Origin of the sequence: Streptomyces gamaensis (assembly GCF_042656465.1) — a bacterium.
GTDB lineage: Bacteria > Actinomycetota > Actinomycetes > Streptomycetales > Streptomycetaceae > Streptomyces > Streptomyces gamaensis.
The window spans coordinates 168,540-192,181 of record NZ_JBHSPB010000011.1 but is presented as its reverse complement, the minus strand read 5'-3'; the positions used below and the strand labels follow the sequence as shown (position 1 = coordinate 192,181).

The 23,642-nt window shown below is 73.6% G+C and carries 19 protein-coding genes; 11 read left to right on the top strand and 8 right to left on the bottom strand.

Annotated elements, in window-relative coordinates; genetic code table 11:
- Positions 1 to 5 precede the first annotated feature (5 nt).
- Together ACFP1Z_RS19555 and ACFP1Z_RS19550 are read right to left on the bottom strand one after the other, a co-directional pair.
- Complete coding sequence (locus ACFP1Z_RS19555) at positions 6 to 971, bottom strand: GlxA family transcriptional regulator (protein WP_390317762.1); 966 nt, start codon at positions 969 to 971, stop codon at positions 6 to 8.
- Positions 972 to 1,030: 59 nt separating this feature from the next.
- Positions 1,031 to 2,095, bottom strand: a complete 1,065-nt coding sequence (locus ACFP1Z_RS19550) for a serine hydrolase (RefSeq protein ID WP_390317759.1) — start codon at positions 2,093 to 2,095, stop codon at positions 1,031 to 1,033.
- A 188-nt stretch (positions 2,096 to 2,283) separates the two neighbouring features.
- Here ACFP1Z_RS19550 and ACFP1Z_RS19545 point away from each other — a divergent pair, with 188 nt between their 5' ends.
- The 3 genes from ACFP1Z_RS19545 (at position 2,284) to ACFP1Z_RS19535 (ending at position 4,832) form a co-directional block, all read left to right on the top strand.
- Complete coding sequence (locus tag ACFP1Z_RS19545) at positions 2,284 to 3,507, top strand: beta-ketoacyl-[acyl-carrier-protein] synthase family protein (RefSeq protein ID WP_390317758.1); 1,224 nt, start codon at positions 2,284 to 2,286, stop codon at positions 3,505 to 3,507.
- 52 nt (positions 3,508 to 3,559) lie between these two features.
- A complete protein-coding gene (locus ACFP1Z_RS19540; RefSeq protein WP_390317756.1) occupies positions 3,560 to 3,850 on the top strand; it encodes an acyl carrier protein in 291 nt (96 codons plus the stop codon).
- Between the two features lie 73 nt (positions 3,851 to 3,923).
- A complete protein-coding gene (locus ACFP1Z_RS19535; RefSeq protein WP_390317755.1) occupies positions 3,924 to 4,832 on the top strand; it encodes an alpha/beta fold hydrolase in 909 nt (302 codons plus the stop codon).
- 12 nt (positions 4,833 to 4,844) lie between these two features.
- Here the strand turns inward: ACFP1Z_RS19535 and ACFP1Z_RS19530 are convergent, their stop codons facing one another.
- Positions 4,845 to 7,004 carry an MMPL family transporter gene (locus ACFP1Z_RS19530; RefSeq protein ID WP_390317754.1) on the bottom strand — a complete coding sequence of 720 codons (2,160 nt, stop codon included), beginning with the start codon at positions 7,002 to 7,004 and terminating at the stop codon, positions 4,845 to 4,847.
- 221 nt (positions 7,005 to 7,225) lie between these two features.
- On the opposite strand from ACFP1Z_RS19530, the gene ACFP1Z_RS19525 reads away from it, so the two are divergent.
- Positions 7,226 to 7,837, top strand: coding sequence for a hypothetical protein (locus ACFP1Z_RS19525; RefSeq protein WP_390317752.1), 612 nt, complete (start codon positions 7,226 to 7,228; stop codon positions 7,835 to 7,837).
- Between the two features lie 46 nt (positions 7,838 to 7,883).
- Here the strand turns inward: ACFP1Z_RS19525 and ACFP1Z_RS19520 are convergent, their stop codons facing one another.
- Positions 7,884 to 9,413, bottom strand: coding sequence for an MFS transporter (locus ACFP1Z_RS19520; protein ID WP_390317751.1), 1,530 nt, complete (start codon positions 9,411 to 9,413; stop codon positions 7,884 to 7,886).
- A 78-nt stretch (positions 9,414 to 9,491) separates the two neighbouring features.
- Positions 9,492 to 12,257: a nitrite reductase large subunit NirB gene (nirB, locus tag ACFP1Z_RS19515; protein ID WP_390317749.1), complete on the bottom strand. Its 2,766-nt coding sequence runs from the start codon at positions 12,255 to 12,257 to the stop codon at positions 9,492 to 9,494.
- Positions 12,258 to 12,456: 199 nt separating this feature from the next.
- Here nirB and ACFP1Z_RS19510 point away from each other — a divergent pair, with 199 nt between their 5' ends.
- The gene (locus ACFP1Z_RS19510) at positions 12,457 to 13,194 is read left to right on the top strand and encodes a sirohydrochlorin chelatase (RefSeq protein WP_390317748.1); all 738 of its coding nucleotides are present in this window, start codon (positions 12,457 to 12,459) and stop codon (positions 13,192 to 13,194) included.
- A gap of 91 nt (positions 13,195 to 13,285) precedes the next feature.
- Here ACFP1Z_RS19510 and ACFP1Z_RS19505 read toward each other — a convergent pair whose 3' ends face one another.
- The 3 genes from ACFP1Z_RS19505 to ACFP1Z_RS19495 form a co-directional block, all read right to left on the bottom strand.
- On the bottom strand, positions 13,286 to 14,569 hold the full coding sequence (locus ACFP1Z_RS19505; RefSeq protein ID WP_390317883.1) for an anaerobic C4-dicarboxylate transporter family protein: 1,284 nt from the start codon (positions 14,567 to 14,569) through the stop codon (positions 13,286 to 13,288).
- Positions 14,570 to 14,669: 100 nt separating this feature from the next.
- Positions 14,670 to 15,707 carry a FecCD family ABC transporter permease gene (locus ACFP1Z_RS19500; protein ID WP_390317746.1) on the bottom strand — a complete coding sequence of 346 codons (1,038 nt, stop codon included), beginning with the start codon at positions 15,705 to 15,707 and terminating at the stop codon, positions 14,670 to 14,672.
- Positions 15,704 to 16,747: a FecCD family ABC transporter permease gene (locus tag ACFP1Z_RS19495; RefSeq protein ID WP_390317744.1), complete on the bottom strand. Its 1,044-nt coding sequence runs from the start codon at positions 16,745 to 16,747 to the stop codon at positions 15,704 to 15,706. The genes ACFP1Z_RS19500 and ACFP1Z_RS19495 overlap by 4 nt, the downstream gene beginning before the upstream one ends.
- Positions 16,748 to 16,904: 157 nt before the next feature.
- Between ACFP1Z_RS19495 and fes the strand changes: the two genes are divergently transcribed.
- The 6 genes from fes to ACFP1Z_RS19465 all read left to right on the top strand — a co-directional run bounded on the left by fes (position 16,905) and on the right by ACFP1Z_RS19465 (position 23,638).
- Positions 16,905 to 18,230, top strand: coding sequence for an enterochelin esterase (fes, locus tag ACFP1Z_RS19490; protein ID WP_390317742.1), 1,326 nt, complete (start codon positions 16,905 to 16,907; stop codon positions 18,228 to 18,230).
- 69 nt (positions 18,231 to 18,299) lie between these two features.
- The gene (locus ACFP1Z_RS19485) at positions 18,300 to 19,265 is read left to right on the top strand and encodes an ABC transporter substrate-binding protein (RefSeq protein ID WP_390317741.1); all 966 of its coding nucleotides are present in this window, start codon (positions 18,300 to 18,302) and stop codon (positions 19,263 to 19,265) included.
- A 3-nt stretch (positions 19,266 to 19,268) separates the two neighbouring features.
- The gene (locus ACFP1Z_RS19480; RefSeq protein ID WP_390317739.1) at positions 19,269 to 20,075 is read left to right on the top strand and encodes a 2,3-dihydro-2,3-dihydroxybenzoate dehydrogenase; all 807 of its coding nucleotides are present in this window, start codon (positions 19,269 to 19,271) and stop codon (positions 20,073 to 20,075) included.
- 71 nt (positions 20,076 to 20,146) lie between these two features.
- Positions 20,147 to 21,343, top strand: a complete 1,197-nt coding sequence (dhbC, locus tag ACFP1Z_RS19475) for an isochorismate synthase DhbC (RefSeq protein WP_390317737.1) — start codon at positions 20,147 to 20,149, stop codon at positions 21,341 to 21,343.
- Positions 21,340 to 22,989: a (2,3-dihydroxybenzoyl)adenylate synthase gene (locus ACFP1Z_RS19470; protein ID WP_390317736.1), complete on the top strand. Its 1,650-nt coding sequence runs from the start codon at positions 21,340 to 21,342 to the stop codon at positions 22,987 to 22,989. Before dhbC ends, ACFP1Z_RS19470 begins: the two co-directional genes overlap by 4 nt.
- 16 nt (positions 22,990 to 23,005) lie before the next feature.
- Complete coding sequence (locus tag ACFP1Z_RS19465; protein WP_390317734.1) at positions 23,006 to 23,638, top strand: isochorismatase family protein; 633 nt, start codon at positions 23,006 to 23,008, stop codon at positions 23,636 to 23,638.
- The last annotated feature ends 4 nt before the right edge of the window (positions 23,639 to 23,642 follow it).

The following is a 23,642-nucleotide window of genomic DNA, read 5'->3' as shown; positions in this document are numbered from 1 at the left end:
GGTGATCAGAGCCTCTTCGGGGGGCGGAAGCGGCGACGGTATTCCGCGGGGCCGACACCGAGGTTGCGCAGGAATGCGCGGCGCATGGCCTCGGGTGTGCCGTAACCGCAGCGGCGTGAGGTCTCCTCGATGCCGCTGTCCGTGGTGGTCAGCAGACGGCGGGCCTGCTCCAGCCGGATAAGCTCCACGTAACGGCCGGGTGTCATGCCGACCTCGTCGCGGAAAGCCCTCCCGAATTGGCGCGGTGACAACGCCGCACGGCGGGCGAGCGCCTCGACGGACAGGTCCTCGTCAGGGTGCTCGGTGATCCACTGCTGGACGTCGCGCAGCGGCAGGCGCTCGGCGGTCTGGGCGTGCAGATGGGTGCTGAACTGGGCCTGATCGCCAGGACGGGTCAGGAAGACGACCAGCTCACGGGCGACGGACAGGGCCGTCTCCCGGCCCAGGTCGTCGCGGACCAGATCCAGTGCCAGGTCGATGCCCGCCGTCACCCCCGCCGACGTGGCCAGTTTCCCCTCCCGCAGGAAGATCGGGTCGGGTTCGACGCGTACGGCGGGATACCGGGCGGCGAGGTGTTCGCACTGCGACCAGTGCGTGGTCGCGCGGTGGCCGTCCAGCAGTCCGGCCTCGGCGAGCAGGAACGCTCCCGTGCACACCGACACCACGCGCCCGGCCTTCGGGGCGTGCTCGCGCAGCCATCCGACCAGCCCCGGGTCCGGGCCGGGGACGCGGGTCCCCGGACCGCCGGGTACGACGAGCGTGTGCGGGGACGGCCCGTCCGCCAGCGCCAGGTCGGGGACGAGGGTGAGGCCGCTCCACGTCCGTACCGGACGGCCGTCCAAGGTGGCCGTCCGGACCCGGTACGCGTCGGGCCGGTACAGGCCGGCGCACGCGAACACCTCGACCGGGCCGGTGACATCGATGCTCTGGACACCCTCGTAGAGGACCACCAGCACGTCACGGCGCACCATCGCGGCTCCTTATGCCCCTGGGAACATCCCTGGGAACGTCCCTGGGAATCGACAGCAACTCACTTCGAGGACACAGGTGTTGCCCCGGTCAGCGCTTCGGCTGCGGCGACCGCGACATTCTGCACGAGTTCAATACCACGTTCCTGGGATTCCTGACCGCTGGAGAGGATCGCGATGCGCAGCGGGTGCCCACTGTGCTGTATTTCACCGACGCTGTTGATGTCCCACAGGCCTGTGGCGGTACGCGGAAGCCAGCCGTTCTTCAGGACACAGGAGGTGTTCGCGTCGGCCGCTGCGGATATCCCCCACCGTTGATCGGCATCGATGCGGCCCATCAACGTGCGAATGTACTGCCGGGCGGAGGGGGTGAGGGGAGAGTCGTCGCCCACAGCCCTTTCGAGCAGGGTGAGCTGATCGACAGCGGTGGTCTGGGTCAGTCCCCAGTCGTAACCGCTACCGGCGACGGTCTGACTCAGACCGAAGGCTTTGTTGGCCGCCGTCAGCCCCGCCGAGCCGCCGATTTCGCTCCACAGCGCGGTGGCTGCGTCGTTGTCGCTCTCCTGCACCATCTTCTCGGCCAGTTCCCTCTGGCCACCGGTCAGCGGCGTGCCGTGGGCCCGGTACAGCAGGGCCGCGAGGATGTCGAGTTTCACGATGCTCGCGGTGTCGTAGCTCCAGCGGCCCGTGTGGTAGTCGGCGGTCGCGCCCGTCTTCATGTCCCGCACGGCCACGGCGTACGAGCCGCGCACCGGAATTCTCTCCAGGGCACAGCGCAGCGCGGTGGCGGGGTCCGCCGGTTCTCCGCCGCTTCGCTGTCCGTCCGACGGGTCCGTCGGCGGTGCGGAAGGCTCCAGAACAATGGGCTGTTGGGGTCCGGCCAGCGGCCTTCTGTTCCAGGACGTGATTTTCCAGAGCGCGAGACCGCAGACCACGGTCACCGCGACGGGGAGAACGATCCAGCGCCAGCCTTTCATCGACCGGGGCCGGCCTGTCTGACATTGCATGTATTGCTGATCTCCGTCGAACCGGATACGAGGTCGGGAGTCACCGTAACCACGGCGGAGAGCACCGGAAGCCGGGCAGAACTCCATTCCGCGCAGCACGTCCGAATACGTGGGAAACACGTCCCGGTTTCCGCCCTGGTTTCTGTCCCGGTTTCTGTCCCGGCGTTCCGCGGGTTGATCTCGCCGGGTGACACCCCCGTGTCCTCCCGTTGTCCGCGCGCGTTCGCCCGTACAAGCACAACGTGCGCCGTGCCGGTCTCGCACAGTCCGCGCGGAGAAATGCCGAAAACCGTCGGAAGAGTTGACCGTTGAGCGAGCACGACGTAGTGGTGACCGGCCTGGGGCTGGTCACACCGGCCGGCGTGGGCGTGCCCGCCACCTGGGAGGGCCTGCTCTCCGGCGACCCGACGGCAGCCACCGATCCGGAACTGGCCGGGTTGCCGACCGACTTTTCCTGCCGGGTGCCCGGATTCGACGCGTCCGCCCTCCTCGGGTCGCGGCTGGCCGCACGGCTGGACTCGTTCACGGCCATGGCGGTGCTCGCCGCGCGTGAGGCGGTCGCGGACGCGGGTCTGGAACCGCGCGAGTGGGATCCGACGCGGGTCGCGGTGGCCGTCGGGACCGGTACGGCGTCCCTGGAGAAGTACGTCGACGAGATCGTGAAGGTCGCCGAGGGGCGGCACCTGCTGGTTTCTCCACTGGTGCTGCCACGCAGTATTCCCAGCATGGCGGCCGGCGAGATCGGGCTCGACCTCGGGGCGCGCGGCCCGAACCTGGTCACCAGCACCGCGTGCGCCTCGGGTGCCACCGCGATCGGCACCGCCCTGATGATGCTGCGCACCGGGGCGTGCGACGTTGTCGTCACCGGGGGTGCGGAGTCCATCTGCTCACGGCCGGCAGTGGTGTGTTTCGGGCAGTTGCGGGCGCTCTCCCGCCGCTGTGCGGAGCCCGAGCGGGCGTCGCGGCCGTTCGACGCGGACCGGGACGGGTTCGTGCCCGGCGAGGGGGCCGGGATGCTGGTGCTGGAGCGGAGCGGTCATGCTCGGGCGCGCGGCGCGGTGCCGCTGGCCCGGCTCGCGGGCTACGGGGCGTCCTGCGACGCGTACGACGTCACGGCCCCGTGCCCGGACGGGCGGGGAGCGGCGGAGGCGGTACGCGCCGCGCTCGCCGACGCGGACCTGGAGCCGGGCGCCGTCGGGCACGTCAACGCGCACGGCACCGGCACCCGGCTCAACGACGCCGCGGAGAGCGCCGCGTTGCACCGGGTCTTCGGCCGGCCGCCCCCGGTCACCGCGCTCAAGGGGGTGCTCGGGCACGCGGTCGGCGGGGCCGGGGCGATCGAGGCGGCGTGCACCGTACTGTCGCTGCGCCACGGGGTCGTTCCGCCGACGGCCAATCTGGAGTGCCCCGACCCGGAGCTCGATCTGGATGTGGTGGCCAAGGTGCCACGTCAACTGCGGCTGGAGGCCGCGGTGTCGACATCGTTCGGCTTCGGCGGCCAGAACGCCGCGCTCGTCTTCACGGCGGTGTGACCAGGGGCTGCCTTCGACTTGCTGTTCCCGCTTTCGACATGGAGGAGTTGGGATGTCCACGACGTACGACAGGATCGCCGGCATTCTTGTCACGGACCTCGGCCTGCCCGAGGAGGAGATCGGTCCCGATGTGGTCCTGGAGGACTTGGGCCTGCGTTCCCTGGATCTCGTCACGCTGGGCGTCGCTCTGCAGGACGAGCTGGATCTGGAGCTGGAGGACATCGACCCCGCGGAGACACTCGGCAGCTTCTGCGTCCGCGTGGAGCGGAAGCGGGAACAGCCGTGCCCCCCGCTGCCGGTACCGGCTGCTGCGCCTGAGGAGCGCGCCGCCGTCGGGACCTGACGGACTCCTTCGGCCACCGACCGCTGTGGGGCACGTGTGTGCCGACTGACCGACCTTGACGAAGGAACAGCGCATGGCTCCCGCAGTACGGAACCTGACCTTTCACGGCTACCGTTACTCGTGTCTGGTGCACGAGCAACCGGACCCCCGGCTGTCACCGGTGGTCCTGCTGCCGGGCGCGGATCAGCAGGCGGATGCGTTCGGCGGGCCCTGTCGGCTCATGACGCGCTGGGCGACGTGCGTCGGTATCGATCTGCCCGGCGGCCCGGGAGCCGATCCGCTCCCGCCACGGTACGGGCCCGGCTTCCTCGCGGACTGCGTCGCGCACACCATCGGCGAACTCGGCCTGGGGAGAGTGAACTTGTGCGGGGCATCGGCAGCCACTCCGGTGGCCTACCAAGCCGCGGTGTCGCACCCCGAGCATGTGGCGCGCGTCGCCCTGATCGGCTTCATGACCACCGCACCGGAGGAGACCGACGCGTTCGAGCGGGAGGCTCACGAGCTGCTGACGTCCGGCCGTACCCGGGAATGGGCCGGCCTGATGGTACGTCACCTGTTCTGTCACGACGCGCGCCGCGTGGTGCGCGGGCGGTCGATGCTGGTCAAGCTGTTCCTGCGGACCTATGCGAACAGCAACCGGAACGACCTCGCGCGCTACCGTCAGATGGCCGAGAGGTTCCGGCTGCACCGCGACTGGTTTCCCGGGGTGGGCCTGCCGCAGCCGGCCTTGTTCTTCACCGGTGAGCACGACCGGATCACGCCACCGGAGGAGGCCCGTGCGGCGGCCCGGCTGTGCGCGGACGCGCGGACCACGACGGTGAAGGAAGCCGACCACATGCTCTTCGCCGAGCGGATGCCGGAGACCGTCGATCTCCTCACCAGGTTCTTCTCCGGGGAGAGCCTGGAAGGTCTGCCGTACTGCGGGGACGTCGAGTATTTCGGCACCGGCGCCCGCCCGGCGGCGGCGATGCCTGGTGCGTAGCCGGTACGGGCGCTACGGCCGCCCGGACAGTGCGCCCGGCCGATCGGCGCCGGCCCGGACCGGTCGTTCACCGTGCCGGCGGTCACCGCTGCCGGGCAGCCACCAGTTCCACCGGCCCAGCAGCCGCATCAGCGCGGGGACGAGGAGCAGGCGCACGACCGTCGCGTCCAGGGCGATGGCGACGGCCACGGCGAAGCCGAACTGGCGGACGGCGGCGCTGCCGACGGTGGTGAACGACGCGAAGGCGGCGACCATGACGGCGGCGGCCAGGGTGATCGGGGTGGCGGTGCGGGACAGGGCGACGGCGACGGCCGTGGTGTCGTCGTCACCGGCGAGATGGCGTTCGCGGACGCGGCGGACCAGGAACATCTCGTAGTCCAGGGACAGTCCGAAGAGCATCACGACGGTGACCAGGGGCACGTAGTGGTTGATCACCGGATGCCCCGCGGTGCCCAGCCACGGCGCGCACACGCGCAGGATGCCGAACGTGGCCGCGGTGACCGCGATGTTGGCGGCGATCGCCTTGAGGGGAAGCAGCAGGCTGCGGAAGGCGACCGTGAGGAAGCACAGGGCGCCGACGAGCAGACAGACGGCGACCGTGACCAGGCTGTCGTCGACCACCGTGTGCTGGTCGGCGAGCGCGGCGGGGGCACCGCCGACACAGGCCCGCCGGCCGGGCGGCAGGGCGCTGGGGAGGACGTGGTGGCGCAGCCGGTCGACCAGGGACGCGGTGGGGGCGGCGTCGATCGCGCTGCGGGGCAGTACGAGGACCGCGGTCGTACCGCGCTCGTTGCCGACGGGCACGGCGGCGGCGATGTCCGGGTCGGTTGCGAGCGCGTTCATCAACGCGGGGAGTTCTTGGGGGACTTGGGTGCCGGGATGGGGCAGGGCGATCACGACGGTGGCGGCCGCGCCGGCGGCTCCTTGTGTCTCCAGGGTGTGCAGGGCGGTACCGGCCGGGGTCCCGGCGAGCGCGCCGCGGTCGAAGTCGAAGCCGGTCCGCAGCCCGGCGGCCGGCCAGGAGGCCAGGGCGAGCACGGCCAGTGCCGCGAGGGCGCAGGGCCAGGGGCGGCGCATCACCTGCCGTGCCCAGAGTTCCCAGCCGCCCGGCCGCTTCGCCCGGTCCGTGTTCCGGCCGGTGGTACGGGGCCGCCGCGTGGCCGTGACGGCGTCCGGCCACTGCGCGAGGCAGGCCGGGAGCAGGGTCACGGCGGCGAGCAGGGCCGTCGCCGTGACGGCCATCGCCCCGAGGGCGCAGCTGCGGACCAGCGGCATGCCCACCACGAGCAGGCTGGCGGCGCCGGCCACGACGGTCAGCGCGGAGTACGTCACGGTACGGCCCGCCGTCAACACGGCGGCCACAGCGGCCCGTTGCCCGTCCGCGCCTTCCGCCCGGTGCTCGCGGAAGCGCATCAGGACGAGCAGCGCGTAGTCGAGGCCGACGCCCAGGCCGAGCGCCGAGGTGGTCGCGGCGGTGAACAGGTCGACGGAGACGCCGGGGACGACGCCGAGCAGGGCCAGGGCGACGGCGACCGTGGTACCGGCGGCCAGCAGCGGCAGCGCGGCGGGCACCGGGCGTCGCAGGACGAGGAGCAGGGCCGTGCAGGCGGCCGTGACCGCGAGGGCGTCGGCCAGGCGCAGCGAGGGCGCCATTTTTTCCTGAAGCTGTGTCACGGCTGCGGTGAGGCCGAGCAGATCGGCGCTCACCCGGTGTCCGGAGACCCGGTCCGCCGTGTCCGCCAGTGCCGTCTGCTGGGCGGCCGACCGGGCCTGCCGGCGGTCCGGGGCGCCGGCGACGCCCACCAGGCGGTAGGCCGTGTGCCGGGTGTCCCCCGCCGACGGCACCGGCAGGTCGCTGACGCCGGCGATGCCCGGCTGCGCGGACAGTGCCGCCGAGGCCCGGTCGACGGTCTTGCGGAACAGCGGGTCCTCGGCGTCCAGTCCGGGCGAACGGAATACGGCGATCATCTGCTCGGCCCCGAATTCCGGGAATCCTTCCTGCACGATGCGGCCCGCCTGTGCGGACTCCGTGTCCGGCATGACGAACGACGGTACGGCCAGGGTGCCGGTGAATCCGGGGAGGAACAGTGCGGCCGCCCCGAGGAACACGGCCCACAGGGAGATCACCCACCGCCGGTGCCGCACCACGACCAGTGCGAAAGACCGGGTCAACTCCTCTTGATCAGCCCTTTTTTGACTTGCCGTCGGCTGCGTGTCCCGTGGAGCGTGACGCTGGGCGAAAAGAGTCATCACGACAGCCTTTCCAGGGTCCGCGTGGACAGCGAAATCCCCACGGCGAACCGGGGAAATACGGGAACCACAGTAGGACATGAATAGACTTCAGAAGACGCACGCACCCAGCCCCGCCGGAATTCCGACCCCGATGGAGACGCGTGAACATCCAGTCATGTCATGAGTGCCCGGTTTCCCGACGGCCGCGGGGTCTCGCCGCGGCCCTGGTGACGGCGGCGCTGGCCTGCCTCGGCGCGGCCCCGCCGCCCCTGTCCGCGGGCACGCCCGCGCCGGGTGCCGCGGGTGTGGCCCTGACCTGCCAGGGGCACACGGCCCCGGGGGAGCCCGTCGTCGTCTCGCCACCCCTGAGCGGGCAGCGGCAGCACACCACTGTGCGGGGAACGCTGCTGCTGGACCACTGTGTCTCGCCCGACGGCACGGCCGAGCGGCTGCGCTCGGCGCGGGTCGTCCTGCATGCGTCCGGCCGCGCCGACTGCTCCGGTGCCCAGCACGTCACGGGAACAGGCCGGGTGATCTGGTACCGGAGCCCGGATCGCAGTGGCAGGCCCGTCGGCACCTCCGTGCTGGGTACGGACGGGCCGGCCGGCGGCTGGTCACCCAGCGGTCCGCTGCCGGCGGTCACCATCCGCTCCGGCCCCCTGGCCGGCGGCACGGTCACCGTCGGCGCGGTGGGCACGCCGCGGATGCTCCACTGCTCCACGCGCGGCATCGGCTCGCTCGCGGGTTCCTTCTGGGCGACGGTGCGACGCTGACGGCCCCCGGCAGCGGGTGCCGGGGGCCGTGGTCGCGCCTGTGGGGTCAGCCCGAGTGGTTCGCGGGGGTGAAGGCGCGGGGGACGAGGAGGGCGGCCAGCACAGTCACGGCGGCCATGACGCCCGCGGAGACCAGGCTGGTGGTCGCGAAGGAGTCGGTGAAGGCCGTCTTCGCGGCCTGCGCGAGGTGCGCGCCGTCCTGGGGCAGGCGCTCGGCCGCCGACAGCGCTCCGGCCAGCGACTCCCGGGCCGCTTCGGCGGCGTGCGCGGGCAGGCCGTGGCTGTCGGTGGTCACCGCGCCGCGGAAGAGCGCGGCGGCCAGGCTGCCGAGGACGGCGATGCCGAGGGCTCCGCCCAGTTCGAAGGACATCTCGTCGACGGCGGCCGCGCCGCCGGCCTGCTCGGGCCGGACGGCCGCCATCAGGGTCACCGAGGAGGCGGTGAACATGGCGCCGCCGCCCGCGCCGAGCAGGACCAGCGCCCCGGCGACGGGCACGTAGCCCCTGTCGACGAGCAGGCCGAGCAGGAGTGCGCCGAGCGCGACGGTGGCGAGCGCGCCCACGATGACGGTGCGCATGCCCAGGCGGTGGATCAGGGCGGAGGCGGCCGGGGCGGCGGCCAGCAGGGCGAGCGTCATCGGCAGCAGGCGCACTCCGGCGTCGAAGGCGCTGAGCCCCTGGGCCATCTGGAAGTGCTGGGTGAGCAGGAAGAGCACGATGGCCTCGGTGGCCATGGTCAGCAGGATGGCGACGGCCGCCGCACTGAACGTCCGGTTGGTGAAGAGGCGTACGTCCAGCAGGGGTTCGTCGAGCCGGAGCTGGCGGCGGGCGAACCAGGTGAGGAGGGCGGCGCCGGCCGCCAGGGCGAGCAGGGTGCTCGGGGCGCCGATGCCGGCCTTGCCGATCTGCTTGACGCCGAAGACGAGCGCGATCACACCCGCCATGGACAGGGCCACGCTGGGGGCGTCGAGGCCCGCGTGGGCCCGGCCCGTGGACTCCGTGAGCCACAGGGCTCCCGCGATCAGGGCGATGAGGACCACCGGCACGTTGACCAGGAACGCGGCGTGCCAGTCGAAGTGCTCCATGAGGAGTCCGCCGACGAGGGGGCCCGCCGCCATGCCGCCGGCGGCCATCGCGGACCAGATGCCGACGGCGACGGTGCGTTCGCGGGTGTCGGTGAAGGCCGTGCGGATCATCGAGAGCGTGGACGGCATGATCGCGGCGCCGCCGACGCCCAGCAGGGCGCGGACGGCGATCAGCGCGGCCGGGCCGTCGGCCACGACGACGAGTGCCGAGGCCAGCCCGAAGAGGGCGAAGCCGGTGAGCAGCAGCTTCTTGCGGCCCCAGCGGTCACCGAGCGCGCCGGCGGTGACCAGGAGTCCGGACAGGACGAGCGCGTAGGCGTCCACGATCCACAGCTGCTGGGTGGCGTCGGCGCCGAGGTCCCGTACCAGGGCGGGCAGGGCGGCGTTGAGGATCGTGGCGTCCATGCCGATGAGCAGGACGGACACGCACAGGATGGCCAGCTGCAGCCAGCGCAGCCGCGAGGGGGCGGGGGTTGCCGTGGGGCTGGTCACGGCTATCTCTCCTTGAGGCACTAGAGTCGCGAATGAGACGTTCACGTCTCATTCTCTTCCCCAGGGTACATGCCTCGCTCAGGGGCGGGCCTCCTCGACGGCGACCAGCGGAAGGCTGACCTCCGGATCGTCGAGGCACTGGCCCGTGCGCAGGTCGAAGACCTGCTTGTGCATCGGGGAGGCGACGACGGGGACGCCGTCGCGGCTGCCCATGATCCCGTTCGCGATGACGTCCGCGCCGGAGAACGGGTCGCGGTTGGAGACCGCGTAGACCTCGCCCGCGGCGGTCTTGAACACCGCGGCCTCGCCGCCGCCGGGGAGGCGGACGGGGCGGCCGCGGCCGGGTTCCAGGGAGTCGAGGGCGCCGAAGTCGACGTGCCCGAAGCGGGAGAGCGCGGCCGGGTCGTCGAGGACGGCCTCCCACTCGTCCCGGTACGCCGCCACGTGCCGCTCCATCTGGGCCTCCAGCTCGGCGCAGATGCCGAGGGAGTCCTCCAGGACGACCTCCTTGACGTGGTCGAGGCCGCCGTCGATGCGCTGGATCCAGGCGGCGGTGCGCTCCAGGCGCTCGGCGGTCATGACGTAGTACATCAGGAACCGGTCGACGACCTTGAGGAGTTCGGCGGTGGACAGGTCGGTGGCCAGCAGGTCGGCGTGCCGGGGACGGGCGCCGCCGTTGCCGCACACGTACAGGTTCCAGCCCTTCGCGGTGGCGATGACGCCCACGTCCTTGCTGTGGGCCTCGGCGCACTCGCGCAGACAGCCCGAGACGCCGCCCTTGAACTTGTGCGGGGTGCGCAGGCCCCGGTAGCGCAGCTCCAGGTCGATGGCGAGCTGGATGGAGTCGCCCTGCCCGAAGCGGCAGAACCGGGAGCCCACACAGGACTTGACGGCGCGCAGCGACTTTCCGTACGCCTGCCCGGACTCGAAGCCGGCCGCCCGCAGCCGGCGCCAGATCCCGGGGAGCTGTTCGGCGCGGGCGCCGAACAGGCCGATGCGCTGCGCGCCGGTGATCTTGGTGTAGAGGCCGTGGTCGCGGGCGATCTCGCCGAGCACGATGACCTGTTCCGCGGTGATCTCGCCGCCGGCGACGCGGGGGACGACCGAATAGCTGCCGTCCTTCTGGAGGTTGGCGAGGAACAGGTCGCCCGAGTCCTGGAGGCCGGCCTGCTCGCCGTCGAGGACGTGCCCGATGCCGAGTTCGGGCGCGAGGGTGCCCAGGACGTTCGCGACGACCGGCTTGCACACGGCGCAGCCTTCGCCGCCGGTCCCGTGCTTTGCCAGCAACTCGGTGAAGGAGCACAGGCGTTCGTCCCGTACGACGCGGTAGATCTCGGAGCGGGTCAGCGCGAAGTGCTCGCACAGGCCGCGCGGCTTCTCGACGCCCCCGGCGGCGAGTTCCGCGTCGAGGACGGCCTGGAGGGAGCCGGCGCAGCCGCCGCAGCCGGTACCGGCCTTGGTGCGGCGCTTGATGCCGTCGAGGTCGGTGAGTCCGTGCTCGGCGACGGCCTGCTTCACCGCCGCCTTGGTGACGTTGTGGCACGAGCAGACGACGGTGTCGTCGGGCAGCGCGTCGGCGCCGGGTGTCCCCTCGCCCCCGCCGGGGGCGACGAAGGCCGCGGCGGGCGCGGGGAGTTCGCGTCCGACGTGCGGTTTGAGGGCGTCGTACGGAGCGGCGTCGCCGACGAGGATGCCGCCGAGCAGCTGCCCTCCGGGGCCGAGCAGCAGCTTCTTGTAGACGCCTTCGCGGCCGTCGGAGAACAGCACTTCGGCGGCCTCGCCGGTCTCGCCCGCGAAGGGGTCGCCGAAGGAGGCCACGTCGGCGCCCATCAGCTTGAGCTTGGTGGAGGTGTCGGCGCCGGTGAAGGTGAGGGAGGCGGCGCCGGCGAGCCGGTCGGCGACGGTCTCGGCCATCCGGTAGCCGGGCGCGACCAGTCCGTAAACCTGTCCGTCGGCGGTCCGGGCGCACTCGCCGACGGCGAAGACGCGGGGGTCGCTGGTGCGGCAGTGGGCGTCGACGGCGACGCCGCCGCGGGCGTCGACGGCGAGCCCGCTCTCCCGGGCGAGCCGGTCGCGGGGGCGGATGCCCGCCGAGAAGACCACGACGTCGGCGTCGATACGGTGCCCGTCGGACAGCAGCAGGCCGCGGGCGCGGCCCTCGGCGTCGGTGTCGATGCCGCGCGCGCTGACGCCGGTGTGCACGGTGACGCCCATCGATTCGATGGTGGTGCGCAGGGCGGCCGCGCCGCCGTCGTCGACCTGCAGCGGCATGAGGCGTGGCGCGAACTCGACGACGTGGGTGCGCAGTCCGAGGGTGCGCAGGGCGCCCGCGGCCTCCAGGCCGAGCAGCCCGCCGCCGATGACGGCGCCGGTGTGCCGTCCGCCCTCGCCGACGTAGGCGATGAGCTTGTCGACGTCCGTCAGGGTGCGGTAGGTGAAGCAGCCGGTGGCCTCCCTGCCGGGGACGGGCGGGACGAACGGGGAGGAGCCGGTGGCGAGCACCAGCGCGTCGTAGGCGAGGCGTGCTCCGCGCGCGGTGGTGACGGTGCGGGCCTCGGTGTCGATGCGGACGGCGGGGTCGCCGAGCCGCAGGTCGATGCCGTGCCGGTCGGCGAACGCGCTGTCGGCGAGGGACAGTTGGCCTCGGGGGGTGCCCGCGAAGACGGAGGACAGGTGCACGCGGTCGTACGCGGGGACGTCCTCCTCCGCGAGGACGGTGACGCGCCGGCCGGTCGTCCGGCCGGGTCCGGGGAGCGCGTCGCGTTCGGCGAGGGCCTCCAGGAAGCGGTGGCCCACCATGCCGTAGCCGATGAGCACGAGGTTCTGCGGGGGCGTCGAGGGCATGAGGTGACTCCAGGAGGCGAGTGGCGACGGGGCCTTCCGCTTCGACCGTAGCCGCGCGGTGCCGCCGGTCCGGGCCGCGAACGGCCCTGCCGGCAGGGACCAGTGGCCCTGCGTGGAGGGCCGGTCGCGGACCCCGCCGGGCGTGGCCCGTGCCTAGCCTGGGCAGCGCGGGCCGCGTCCTTCCTTGTCACCTCGGCCCGTGCACAGCGGATCCGGGGCCGCGGGGGTGCGCGACACCACCCCCGGCGGTCCCGGATCCCCGGACCGGGAGGCCGAGATGCTCGTACTGGCCGTGCACGGCAGTGCCGTACCGCAGGCGTCGGCCGTGATCGGGCGGCTGGCGCGCTCGCTGGGGGTGCCCGTGGCCGTGGGTCACCTCGACATCCAGCGCCCCCGCCTCGCCGAGGTCCTGGCCCGGCACCCGGGCGCGGTCGTCGTGCCGCTGCTGCTCGGTGACGGCTACCACCGCCGCGTCGGCATCCCGGCGACCGCCCGCCGCTTCGGCTGTACGGTGACCCCCGGGCTGGCCGGGGAGCCGGGCGTGGCCCGGGCGGTGCACCGGCGGCTGCTGGCGGCCGGCGGGCCCGGGGACGCGGTGGTCGTCGCGGGCGCCGGCTCGTCGCGACCGTCCGGCAACGACGGAACCCGTGCCGTCGTACGGCAGTTGAGCGCGGCGCACCCCGACATCCCCGTCCTCGACGCCTACTGCTCCGCCGCGTCGCCCACCGTGCCGGAACGCGTCGAGCAGCTCGGGCGGGCCGGATACCGGCGCGTGTGCGTCGCCACGCACCTGCTCGCCCCCGGCCGCTTCACCCGGGCCCTGGAGGCGACGCCCGGGGTGACGGCCGTCTCCGCGCCGCTCGCGGACGACCCGGTGATCGCGCGGCTGGTGCTGAGCCGGTACGAGAGCGCGCGGCGGGACGCGTACGCCTGCTGAGGCGGCCGAGGGGACAGGGCAGGACATGCGCCGGCCCCGTCGCCGCCCGGGGTGGCGGTGACGGGGCCGGCGCACGTCCCGTGGGGCGCTCTCAGAAGAAGGCCTCCACGATCCCGAACCCGCAGCCCACGGAGACGCCCGTGGTGATGAGTCCGGGCAGCATGAAGGAGTGGTTGAGGACGAACCGGCCGATGCGGGTGGTCCCGGAGCGGTCGAAGTTGATCGCGGCGATGAAGGTGCCGTAGGTCGGCAGCAGGAAGTAGCCGTTGACCGCGGGCCACATGGCTATGAGCAGCGGCGCCGGTATGCCCAGCGCGACGCCCAGCGGCATCAGGGCCTTGGTGGTGGTCGCCTGGCTGAACAGCAGCGCGGACAGCAGGAGCAGCATCACCGCGAAGAACCACGGCTGGGAGTGGGCGATCCCGCCCAGCTTCTCGGTGATCAGCTTCTGGTTGTGGCCGATGAACGTCAGGCCCAGCCAGGACAGTCCGAAGACACCGATGACGGCGACCAGTCCGGAGCGGGCCACGTCCGTGCCCGGCACCTTGGCCGCGTCCACCTTGCACAGCAGGAGGATCACGGCAGCGACGGCCATCATGATGATCTCGATCGCGGCGGGCATGGACAGCGGGGCGCTGCCGCCGCTGCCCGGCACCGAGGGCCGCAGCTGCGGGAAGAGGCCGCTGACCACGACGGCCAGGGTGCCCGCCAGGAAGAGGCCGGCGGACAGGGCGGCGCGCGGCGGGAGTTGGGCGCTTTCCCGGGCGGCGGGCTGCCGGTTCTCGGCGGGCAGGTCCTTGCCGATACGGCTCTGTACGGCGGCGGCGGTCAGGACGCCGAGGAGGGTGGCGGGCACGGCCACCGCCATGATCTTGGGGAGGGTCCAGCCGTCGCCGTCGAACATCACGATCATGGCGGCCATGGCGGCGGAGACGGGCGAGGCGGTGATGCCCACGGTGCTGGCGATCGAGGAGACGGCGATGGGGCGCTCGGGCCGGACGCCGCCCTCCCGCGCCACGTCGTGGATCACCGGCAGCAGCGGGTAGAAGACGTGGGCGGTGCCCGCGCCCAGGGTGAACAGCCAGGAGACGACGGGGGCGATGAAGGTGACCCGGGAGGGGTGGCGGCGGATCATCCGTTCCGCGACTGCGACCAGGTACTGGATGCCGCCGGCCGCCTCCATCGCGGCGGCCGCCATGATCACCGCGAGGATGATCAGCATCACGTCCACGATGCCCGCGGTGTCGGCGGGCGCGACCTGGAAGACGGTGGCCAGGACGAAGACGCCGACCGCGCCCCACAGACCCATCCCCACACCGCCCTTGCGGGATCCGAGAGCGATGGCCGCCAGCATGACGGCCAGTTGAAGCAGCATGGAGAGCACGGACGGACCTTACGTTCGAACATATGGTGCACCCCTACGGTAGGGCACCTGGAGGACAGCTCTTGCCCCGAAGGCCGGCCGGCCCCGGTGGTCACACACGGCCCGCCCCGCGCTCGCGCAGCAGCAGCCAGCCGAGGTAGGCGCCTCCCGCGACGCCGGTGACCACGCCGACCGGCAACAGGGCGGAGCCGGTGAGCCGTTGGGCGAGCAGGTCGGCGCCGGTGACCAGGAGCGCTCCGGTCCAGGCGGCGGGCAGGAGGTTCGGGCCGGTGGCGCCGGTGATCCGGCGGGCGAGCTGGGGGGCGGCGAGCGCGACGAACGGGACGGGGCCGGCGGCGGCGACCGCGGCGGCGGTCAGTCCGGTGCCCGCCGCGAGGAGCACCAGGCGGGTGCGTTCGGGGCGGACGCCGAGCGCGGCGGCGGCATCGTCGCCCATCTCCAGCACGGCCAGTCCCCGCGCGCGTGCGAGGACGAGCGGGAGCAGCGCGGCGAGCGCGACAGCGGCGACGGTCACGTCGTGCCAGCCGCGCCCGTTGAGGGAGCCTGCCATCCAGGAGGCGGCCTGCGCCGCCTTGCCCAGCTCCGCGCGGACGTAGAGGAAGCTCGTCACCGCGCCGAGGACCGCCGAGGCCCCGATGCCGACCAGGACGAGCCGGTGGCCGTGCACGCCCCGCTTCCACGCCAGCAGGTACACGGCGGCGGCGGTCGCGAAGCCGCCGCCCACCGCGCCGAGCGCGGTCTGCGCCGTGCCCGCGCCGAGGACGACGATCGCGACGAGCGCGCCGGCGGAGGCGCCGTGGCCGAAGCCGATGACGTCGGGGCTGCCCAGCGGGTTGCGGGACAGGGACTGGAAGACGGCGCCGGCCGTGCCCATGGCGCAGCCGACCAGGACCCCGTCCAGGGACCGGGGCAGCCGCAGGTCGGTCACGACGAAGGCGGCGCCGGGCGGGCCGTCGCCGGCCAGGGTCCGCAGGACCTCCCACGGGGAGAGGGCGTACGAGCCCGTGCCCAGCGCCGCCACCGTCACCGCCGCCACGGCCGCGAGCAGCGCCGCGCACACGGTCACCGAGCGGCGGTCGACGCGCAGGGACCAGGGGCCCAGGCGCAGAGAGGTCTTGCGTGCGGTCACAGCGCGGCCGCCTTCCGCCGCCGTACCAGGTACACGAAGAGCAGGCCGCCCACGAAGGCCGTCACGACGCCGACCTCGATCTCGTAGGGCGGCGCGGCGATGCGGCCGAGGACGTCGCAGGTGAGCAGCAGGGCCGGCGCGTACAGCGCGCAGTACGGCAGCAGCCATCGGGGGTCGGGGCCGGTGAAGGCGCGGACGGCGTGCGGGACCATCAGGCCGATGAAGCCGATGGGTCCGCACATCGCGGTCGCCCCGCCGCACAGCAGGGTGACCGCGACGACCGAGAGCACTCTGGTGCGTCCCACGCGGGCGCCGAGCGCGCGGGCGTGGTCGTCGCCGAGGGCGAGCGCGCCGAGGGGCCGGGCGAGGGCGAGCGCGAGCAGGCCGCCCGCCGCGAGGACCGGGAGGGCGGCGAGGAACAGGTCCACGGGCCGGCCCGCGAGGGTGCCGACCGCCCAGTGGCGCATGGTCTCCAGGGTGTCGAGGTCGGTGAGTTGCAGGCCGTTGACGTAGCCGAGGAGTGCCGCGTTGACCGCTGTGCCGGCCAGGGCGAGCCGGACCGGGTTCGCGGTGCGGCTGCCGGCGAGCGCGGTGACGAGGACCGCGGCGGCGGCCGCGCCGGCGAGGGCGAACCACAGGTATCCGGTGAAGGAGCCGACGCCGAGCAGGGCGACGGCGGTGACCACGGCGGCGGAGGCGCCGGCGTTCACCCCGAGCAGTCCGGGGTCGGCGAGCGGGTTGCGGGTGAGGGTCTGCATGACCGCGCCCGCCATGCCCAGGGCGGTGCCCGCGGCCGCTCCCGTGAGGGTGCGCGGCAGCCGGAGTCCGCGGACGATGCCGTCGCTCTCCGTTCCCGACGGGGCGGTCAGGGCCGACCAGACCTCGCCGAGGGGCAGGGGCCGGGTGCCGACCGCCAGGCTCGCGGCGACGGCGGCCAGCAGCAGGACGAGGCCGAGGGCGAGACCGGTGATCCGCAACGGCCGGTGCGCCGTGGCGGGTTCGGGCGGCCCCACGGGGGCAGGGCGTGATCCAATGAGCATGTACTTAGGTTAGGCTAAGCTAAGTAACGGATCGCGCCGTGGTCACGCGGCCCCCTGCCACCGGGCCGCTGTTCGCGCCAACGCGCCTGCGCACCCTACCTCCTGAGGCCACGTCAGTCACGGGGACGGCGATCACACGTCAGAAAGCGGGGACACGATGAGCGGCACACCACCCACCTCGGCGGCACGCCCCGCCGACGGCTCCGCGGACGTCCGCCCCCGCCCCCTGACCGGCCCGGGCATCGCCCGTCTCACCGAGCAGCTGGCCGCCGCCGCCACGGACGGCGAACGCGAGGCGCTCGTCGACGGGTTCTGGGAACGGGCCGAACGGCAGGGCACCCCGCTCGTCGAGGAGATCGACGGCGATCCGGACCACCGCGCCGTCACCTTCCTGTGGCGCGGGCACCGCGCCACCCGGCAGGTCCTGCTCGTCGCCAACCGCATCGGCGACCGGGGCCGCCTCGCCGGTTCCCTGCTGCGCCGGGTGCCGGGCACCGACGTCTGGCACCTGGGGTACCGGCTGCGCGCCGACCACCGGGGCTCGTACCGGATGGCCGCCGACGTCTCCCCCGGCGAACCGCCCGCGGACCCGGCCGGGCTCCAGCAGCGGCTGCGGTCCCTGTCCGCGTTCGCCGCGCCCGACCCGCTCAACCCCCGGCGCATCGCCAGCCGTTGGAATGCCCTCGACAGCTCCGTCTTCGCCCTCCCCCGGGCCCCGGCCCAGCCCTGGGCCGCCCGCCGCGCGGGCATCGCGCGCGGCACGGTCGAGCGCCACCGGCGCACCGGGACGGCCCCCGGCGGGGACCGCGACGTGTGGGTCTACCGGCCGCCCGGCGAGGGCCACGGCGACCTGCCCGTCCTGGTGCTGTGCGACGGCGACATGTGGTTCGGCGGGCTGCGCTTCCAGGACACCCTGGACGCGATGATCGCCGACGGGGCCGTACCGCCGCTGGCCGTGCTCGCGCCGGACGCCGTCGACAACCCCACCCGCTGGCAGGACCTCGGCGGCCGCGACCCTTATGTCCGTTTCCTTGCCGATGAGTTGCTGCCGTGGGCGGCGGGCCGCTGGCCGGTGACCACCGACCCGGCCCGTACCGCCGTGGCCGGCCAGAGCCTCGGCGGGGTCACCGCCCTGTACGCCGCCCACACCCGGCCGGAGCGTTTCGGCCACGCGATCGCCCAGTCCCCCTCCCTGTGGTGGCAGCCCGGCCGGCCGCCGGGCGTACCGCAGGAACCCATCGCCGGCACCCCCTGGCTCGTCTCCCGCTTCGCCACGGCCGAACGGCGGCCGGTGACCGTCCGCCTCGACGTCGGGCTGCACGAAGGGCCGATGGCCGGCTACGCGCGCACCCTGCGCGACACCCTCGACGCCCACGGATACCCCGTGACCCTCACCGTCCACAACGGCGGCCACGACTACGCCTGTTGGCGCGGTTTACTCGCCGACGCCCTGGCGGCCGTCCTCGGCGGCGACCGCCGCTGACGCCACCGTCCGCACCCACCGCGCGCGAGCTCACCAGCACCGACGCACCACCCCCAAGGAGCCACCCTCATGTTCTCCCCTCGTGTCCGGCGCGGCGGCGCCCTCGCGGCCGCCGCCCTGTCGGGCGCCCTCGTCCTGTCCGCCTGCGGCAGCGGCTCGGACACGGACCGGGGCGCCTCCCCGGACACCCGCACGGTCACCGATGTGACGGGCACGAGCGTGGCCGTGCCCGAAAGCCCGCGCAAGGTCGTCACGCTCAGCGAACCCACCCTGGACGCCGCCCTCGCCCTGGGGGTGGAACCCGCCGGCACCGCGGCCGGCCGCGGCCAGAAGGGCGTGTCCACCTATCTCGCGGACAGGGCCGCCAAGGCCGAGGTCGTCGCCACCACCGCCGAACCCGACCTGGAGAAACTGGCCGCGCTGCGGCCGGATCTGATCCTGCTCGACGAGACCACGGGCTCCAAGCGCTTCGTGGACAAGCTCCGTTCGATCGCCCCGACCGTGGTGACCGCCAAACTCAACGAGGACTGGAAGAAGGCCTTCACCGCCACCGCCGACGCCCTGAACAAGAAGCCCCAGGGCGAGCAGCTCCTCGCCGGACTCGACGCCGACGCGGCGAAGGCGAAGGCGCGCCTCGGCGACCGGGCCGGGGCCGTCGTCAGCGTCGTGCGCTGGCAGAACGGCGCCCCGTCCGTCGTCGGCAAGGGCAACGGCCACGTCGGGTCCACGCTCTCCCTCCTCGGCCTGCGACGGCCCGAGGACCAGCAGGGACAAGGGGTGGGCCACAGCGAGCCCGTCAGCCTGGAGAAGCTGGGCACGATCGACGGCGACTGGCTGTTCTTCGGCGCCCTCGGCGACCGGGCGGCCGGCGAGAAGGCGCTGGGCGAAGCCCGCAAGGTGCCGGGCTTCGACGCGCTGAAGGCGGAACGCGACGGGCACGTCGTGGTCGTCGAGGGCTCGGCCTGGAACAGCGCGGGCGGCCCGATCGCGGCCCGCACCGTCCTGGACGACGTCACCAGGGCGCTGGCCGGCTGACCCATGAGCACCGCACCAGTACCGCACAGCACCACCGAGCAGGACCTCGCCGGGCGCACCGCCCTGGTGACGGGCGCCGCCCGGGGCATCGGCCGGGCCGTGGCCCTGCTGCTCGCCCGGCGCGGCGCGCACGTCGTCGCCACCGATCTCAGGCCCGACGGGATCAAGGAGCTGGCGCGCGACCGCGCCGACGGCCGGATCTCCGCGAGCACGGTCGACGTCACCGACGCCGCCGCCGTCGACGCCCTCGTCGACGACGTCGAGCGCTCCCTCGGCCCGCTCGCCATCCTCGTCAACGTCGCCGGTGTCCTGCGGCCCGCTCCGGTCGTCGAACTCACCGACGCCGACTGGGCCGAGACCCTCGCGGTCAACACCACCGGCGTCTTCCACACCTCGCGCGCCGCGGCCCGCCGCATGGCCGCGCGCGGCTCCGGCTGCATCGTCACCGTCGGCTCCAACGCCGCCGGGGTACCGCGCACCCGCATGGCCGCGTACGCCGCGTCCAAGGCGGCGGCCACCATGTTCACCAAGTGCCTGGGCCTGGAACTCGCCCGCTCCGGCGTGCGCTGCAACGTCGTCTCGCCCGGCTCGACGGACACCGCGATGCAGCACCAGCTGTGGACCGACCCGTCCGCGCGGCGGCGGGTCCTCGACGGCGACCCGGCCGCCTACCGCGTCGGCATCCCGCTGGGCCGGATCGCCGAGGCCGACGACATCGCCGAGGCCGTGGGCTTCCTGGTCAGCGACCGGGCCCGGCACATCACGATGCACGACCTGTACGTCGACGGCGGCGCCACCCTGCGCGCCTGACCCGACGCCTCCCTTTTTTCCTTCCCCTCTTTTTTGACGGTGCGTCCGCACCGTGACGAACGGAGTTCCCGGTGACCACGGTTCACCATGCCCCGGCGCCGATACCCGGCCTCTCCCCCGGCGACGCCACCGCTCTCCTCGACGCCTACCGCCCGGGCGAGGACCGGTTCTTCGCCTCGCCCACCCGCACCCTCCTCGCGCACGGCGTCCGCGCCGAAGTCCCCGACGACGAGCGGCCGTTGCCGCAGCGGGTCGCCGCCACGCTGGAAGCGCACCGCCGTGCGGGCGGGCCGGCCCCGCTCGTCGTGGGCGCCGTCCCCTTCGCCCCCACGGCCCCCGCCCCGCCGCTCGTCGTGCCCGGGACGGTACGCCGGGCCCCCGCCCTGCGCGAGGACCCGCTCATCGCGCTCCCCGCACCGCCGCCGTCCGCCACGGACTGGACGGTACGCGCCGTGCCCGCGCCCGAGGAGTACGCCGCCGCCGTCGCCGAGGCCGTACGCCGCATGCGGGCGGGCGAGTTGAGCAAGGCCGTCCTCGCCCGCACCCTGGAACTCACGGCCCCCGGGCCGCTCGACATCCCCGCGATGCTCCAGCGGCTGGCGCGCCGTGACCCCGCCGGCTACACCTTCGCGATGCCCTCCGGGCCCGGCACTACCCTGCTGGGCGCGAGCCCCGAACTCCTCGTCAGCAGGCGGGGCGGGCGCCTGGTCGCCAACCCGCTCGCCGGATCCGCGCCCCGCAGCACCGACCTCGCCGAGGACGTGCGCCGGGCCGCCGCGCTCCTCGACTCCGCCAAGGACCTGCACGAGCACGCCGTCGTCGTCGACGCGGTCCGCGAGGCCCTCGCCCCGTACTGCGCCGAACTGGACGTGCCCGCCCGTCCCACGCTCGTCCGCACGGCCGCGATGTGGCACCTGTCCACCACCGTGACCGGCCGGCCGACCGATCCGGCCGTCTCCGCCCTGGAGCTGGCCTGCGCCCTGCACCCGACTCCGGCGGTGTGCGGCACCCCGGTGCGCACCGCGCGCGAGGTCATCGGCAAACTGGAGCCCTTCGAACGCGGCCTGTACACCGGCATGGTCGGCTGGGGCGACGCGGACGGCGACGGCGAATGGGTCGTCACCATCCGCTGCGCCGAGGCCGAGACGGACCGGCTGCGGCTGTACGCGGGCGCGGGCGTGGTCGCCGGCTCCTCGCCGGAGGCCGAGACCGCCGAGACCGGCGCCAAGTTCGCCACGTTCCTGCACGCCGTGGGGGCCGACCGGTGAAGCACCCCGACGCTCCCCTGTGGCCCGCGGAGTTCGCCGAACGGTACCGGGCCGCAGGCCACTGGCGGGGCGAGACCTTCGGCGGGATGCTCGCCGAGCGTGCCGCGCGCCACCCGGACCGGGTGGCGGTCCGCGATCCGGCGCGGGGTGCCCGCTGGACGTACCAGGAACTGGACGAGCGGGCCTGGCGGCTCGCCGCCGGATTCGCCGCGCGCGGCATCCGCGCGGGCGACCGGGTGGTGGTCCAACTCCCCAATGTCGCCGAGTTCTTCGAGGTGATCTTCGCGCTGTTCCGCGTCGGGGCGCTGCCGGTCTTCGCGCTGCCCGCGCACCGGGAGGCGGAGATCCGCTACTTCTGCGCGTTCACCGAGGCCGTCGCCTACGTGATCCCGGACACCGACGCGGGGTTCGACTTCCGCGCGCTGGCCTCCCGTGTCAAGGCCGACGTGCCCACGCTCCGGGACGTGTTCGTCGTGGGCGATCCGGGCGAGCACACCCCCCTGGACCGGGTGCCCCGCTATCCCGGCGAGTTCGACCCCATGACCGGTCCCGGGCCGTCCGACCTGGCGTTCCTGCAACTGTCCGGCGGCAGCACGGGGGTGCCGAAGCTGATCCCCCGCACGCACGACGACTACATCTGCTCGCTGCGCGGCTCGGTCGGCCCCTGCGGTCTGACCGAACGTTCGGTGTACCTCGTGGTGCTGCCCGCGGCCCACAACTTCCCGCTGTCCTCGCCCGGTTCGCTGGGCACGCTGTACGCGGGCGGGACCGTGGTGCTGTGCCCGAGGCCCGACCCGGCGACCGCGTTCGAGGTGATCGAGCGCGAGCGGGTCACGATCACCGGGCTCGTGCCGCCGCTCGCGCTGATGTGGACGGAGGCGGCGCAGAGCACCCCGTACGACCTGTCCAGCCTCCAGGTGTTCCAGGTCGGTGGCGCCAAGTTCGGCGAGGAGGCGGCCCGCCGGGTGCGGCCCGTGTTCGGCTGCACGCTCCAGCAGGTCTTCGGCATGGCCGAGGGGCTGGTCAACTACACGCGTCCGCAGGACGACGAGGAGACGATCGTCACCACCCAGGGCCGCCCCATCTCGCCCGACGACGAGATCCGCGTCGTCGACGACGCCGGCCGCGAGGTGCCGCCGGGCGAGCCGGGCCATCTCCTCACACGCGGCCCGTACACGATCCGCGGCTACTGGCGGGCCCCCGAGCACAACCGGCGCTCCTTCACCGAGGACGGCTTCTACCGCACCGGCGACATCGTCCGCCGGCTGCCCAGCGGCCATCTCGTCGTCGAGGGCCGGGCCAAGGACCAGATCAACCGGGGCGGTGAGAAGATCTCCCCCGAGGAGGTCGAGAACGTCCTCCTCGCGCATCCGTCCGTCCACGACGTGTCCGTGGTCGCCGTCCCCGACCCCTACCTGGGCGAGCGCGCCTGCGCGTACGTCGTCCTGCGCTCCGACGCGGCCCCCCTGCGGCCCGCGGCGCTCAAGAAGTTCGTCCGCGAACGGGGGCTGGCCGCCTACAAGGTCCCCGACCGCGTCGAGTTCGTCGACGCCTTCCCGCAGACCGGCGTCGGGAAGGTCTCCAGGAAGGACCTGCGCTCCGCCGCGCGGGCCGTCGAAGCCTCCCCCGCCACCGAGCACCACTGAAAGGCGCTGACCCACCATGGCCCTCCCCGCCATCACCCCCTACCCCATGCCGGCCGCCGACGCGCTGCCCGCCCACCGCGTCGAGTGGAGCGTCGACCCCGGCCGCGCCGTGCTGCTCGTGCACGACCTGCAGAACTACTTCCTGTCCGCCTTCACCGAAGGCGCCTCCCCTCTCACCGAACTCCTCGCCAACGTCGGCGCCCTGACCGGGGCGGCCCGCCGTCTGGGCATCCCCGTCGTCTACTCCGCGCAGCCCGGCGGCCAGAGCCCGGCCGAGCGCGGACTGCAACAGGACTTCTGGGGCCCCGGCCTGCCCGACGACGCGCGCGCGAAGGCGATCGCCGACGCGGTCGCGCCCGAGGCCGGCGACACCGTGCTGACCAAGTGGAAGTACAGCGCCTTCGTCCGCACGGATCTCGCGGAGCGGATGCGCGCTTCGGGCCGCGACCAGTTGATCGTCGTCGGCGTGTACGCCCACATCGGGGTGCTGATGACCGCGTGCGACGCGTGGATGCGCGACATCCAGGCCTTCGTCGTCGCCGACGCGGTCGCCGACTTCTCCCGCGACGACCACGACATGGCGCTGCGCTGGGCGGCCGGCAAGTGCGCGGTCGTGACCACCACCGGCCAGCTGCTGAAGGGGATCTGAGGCG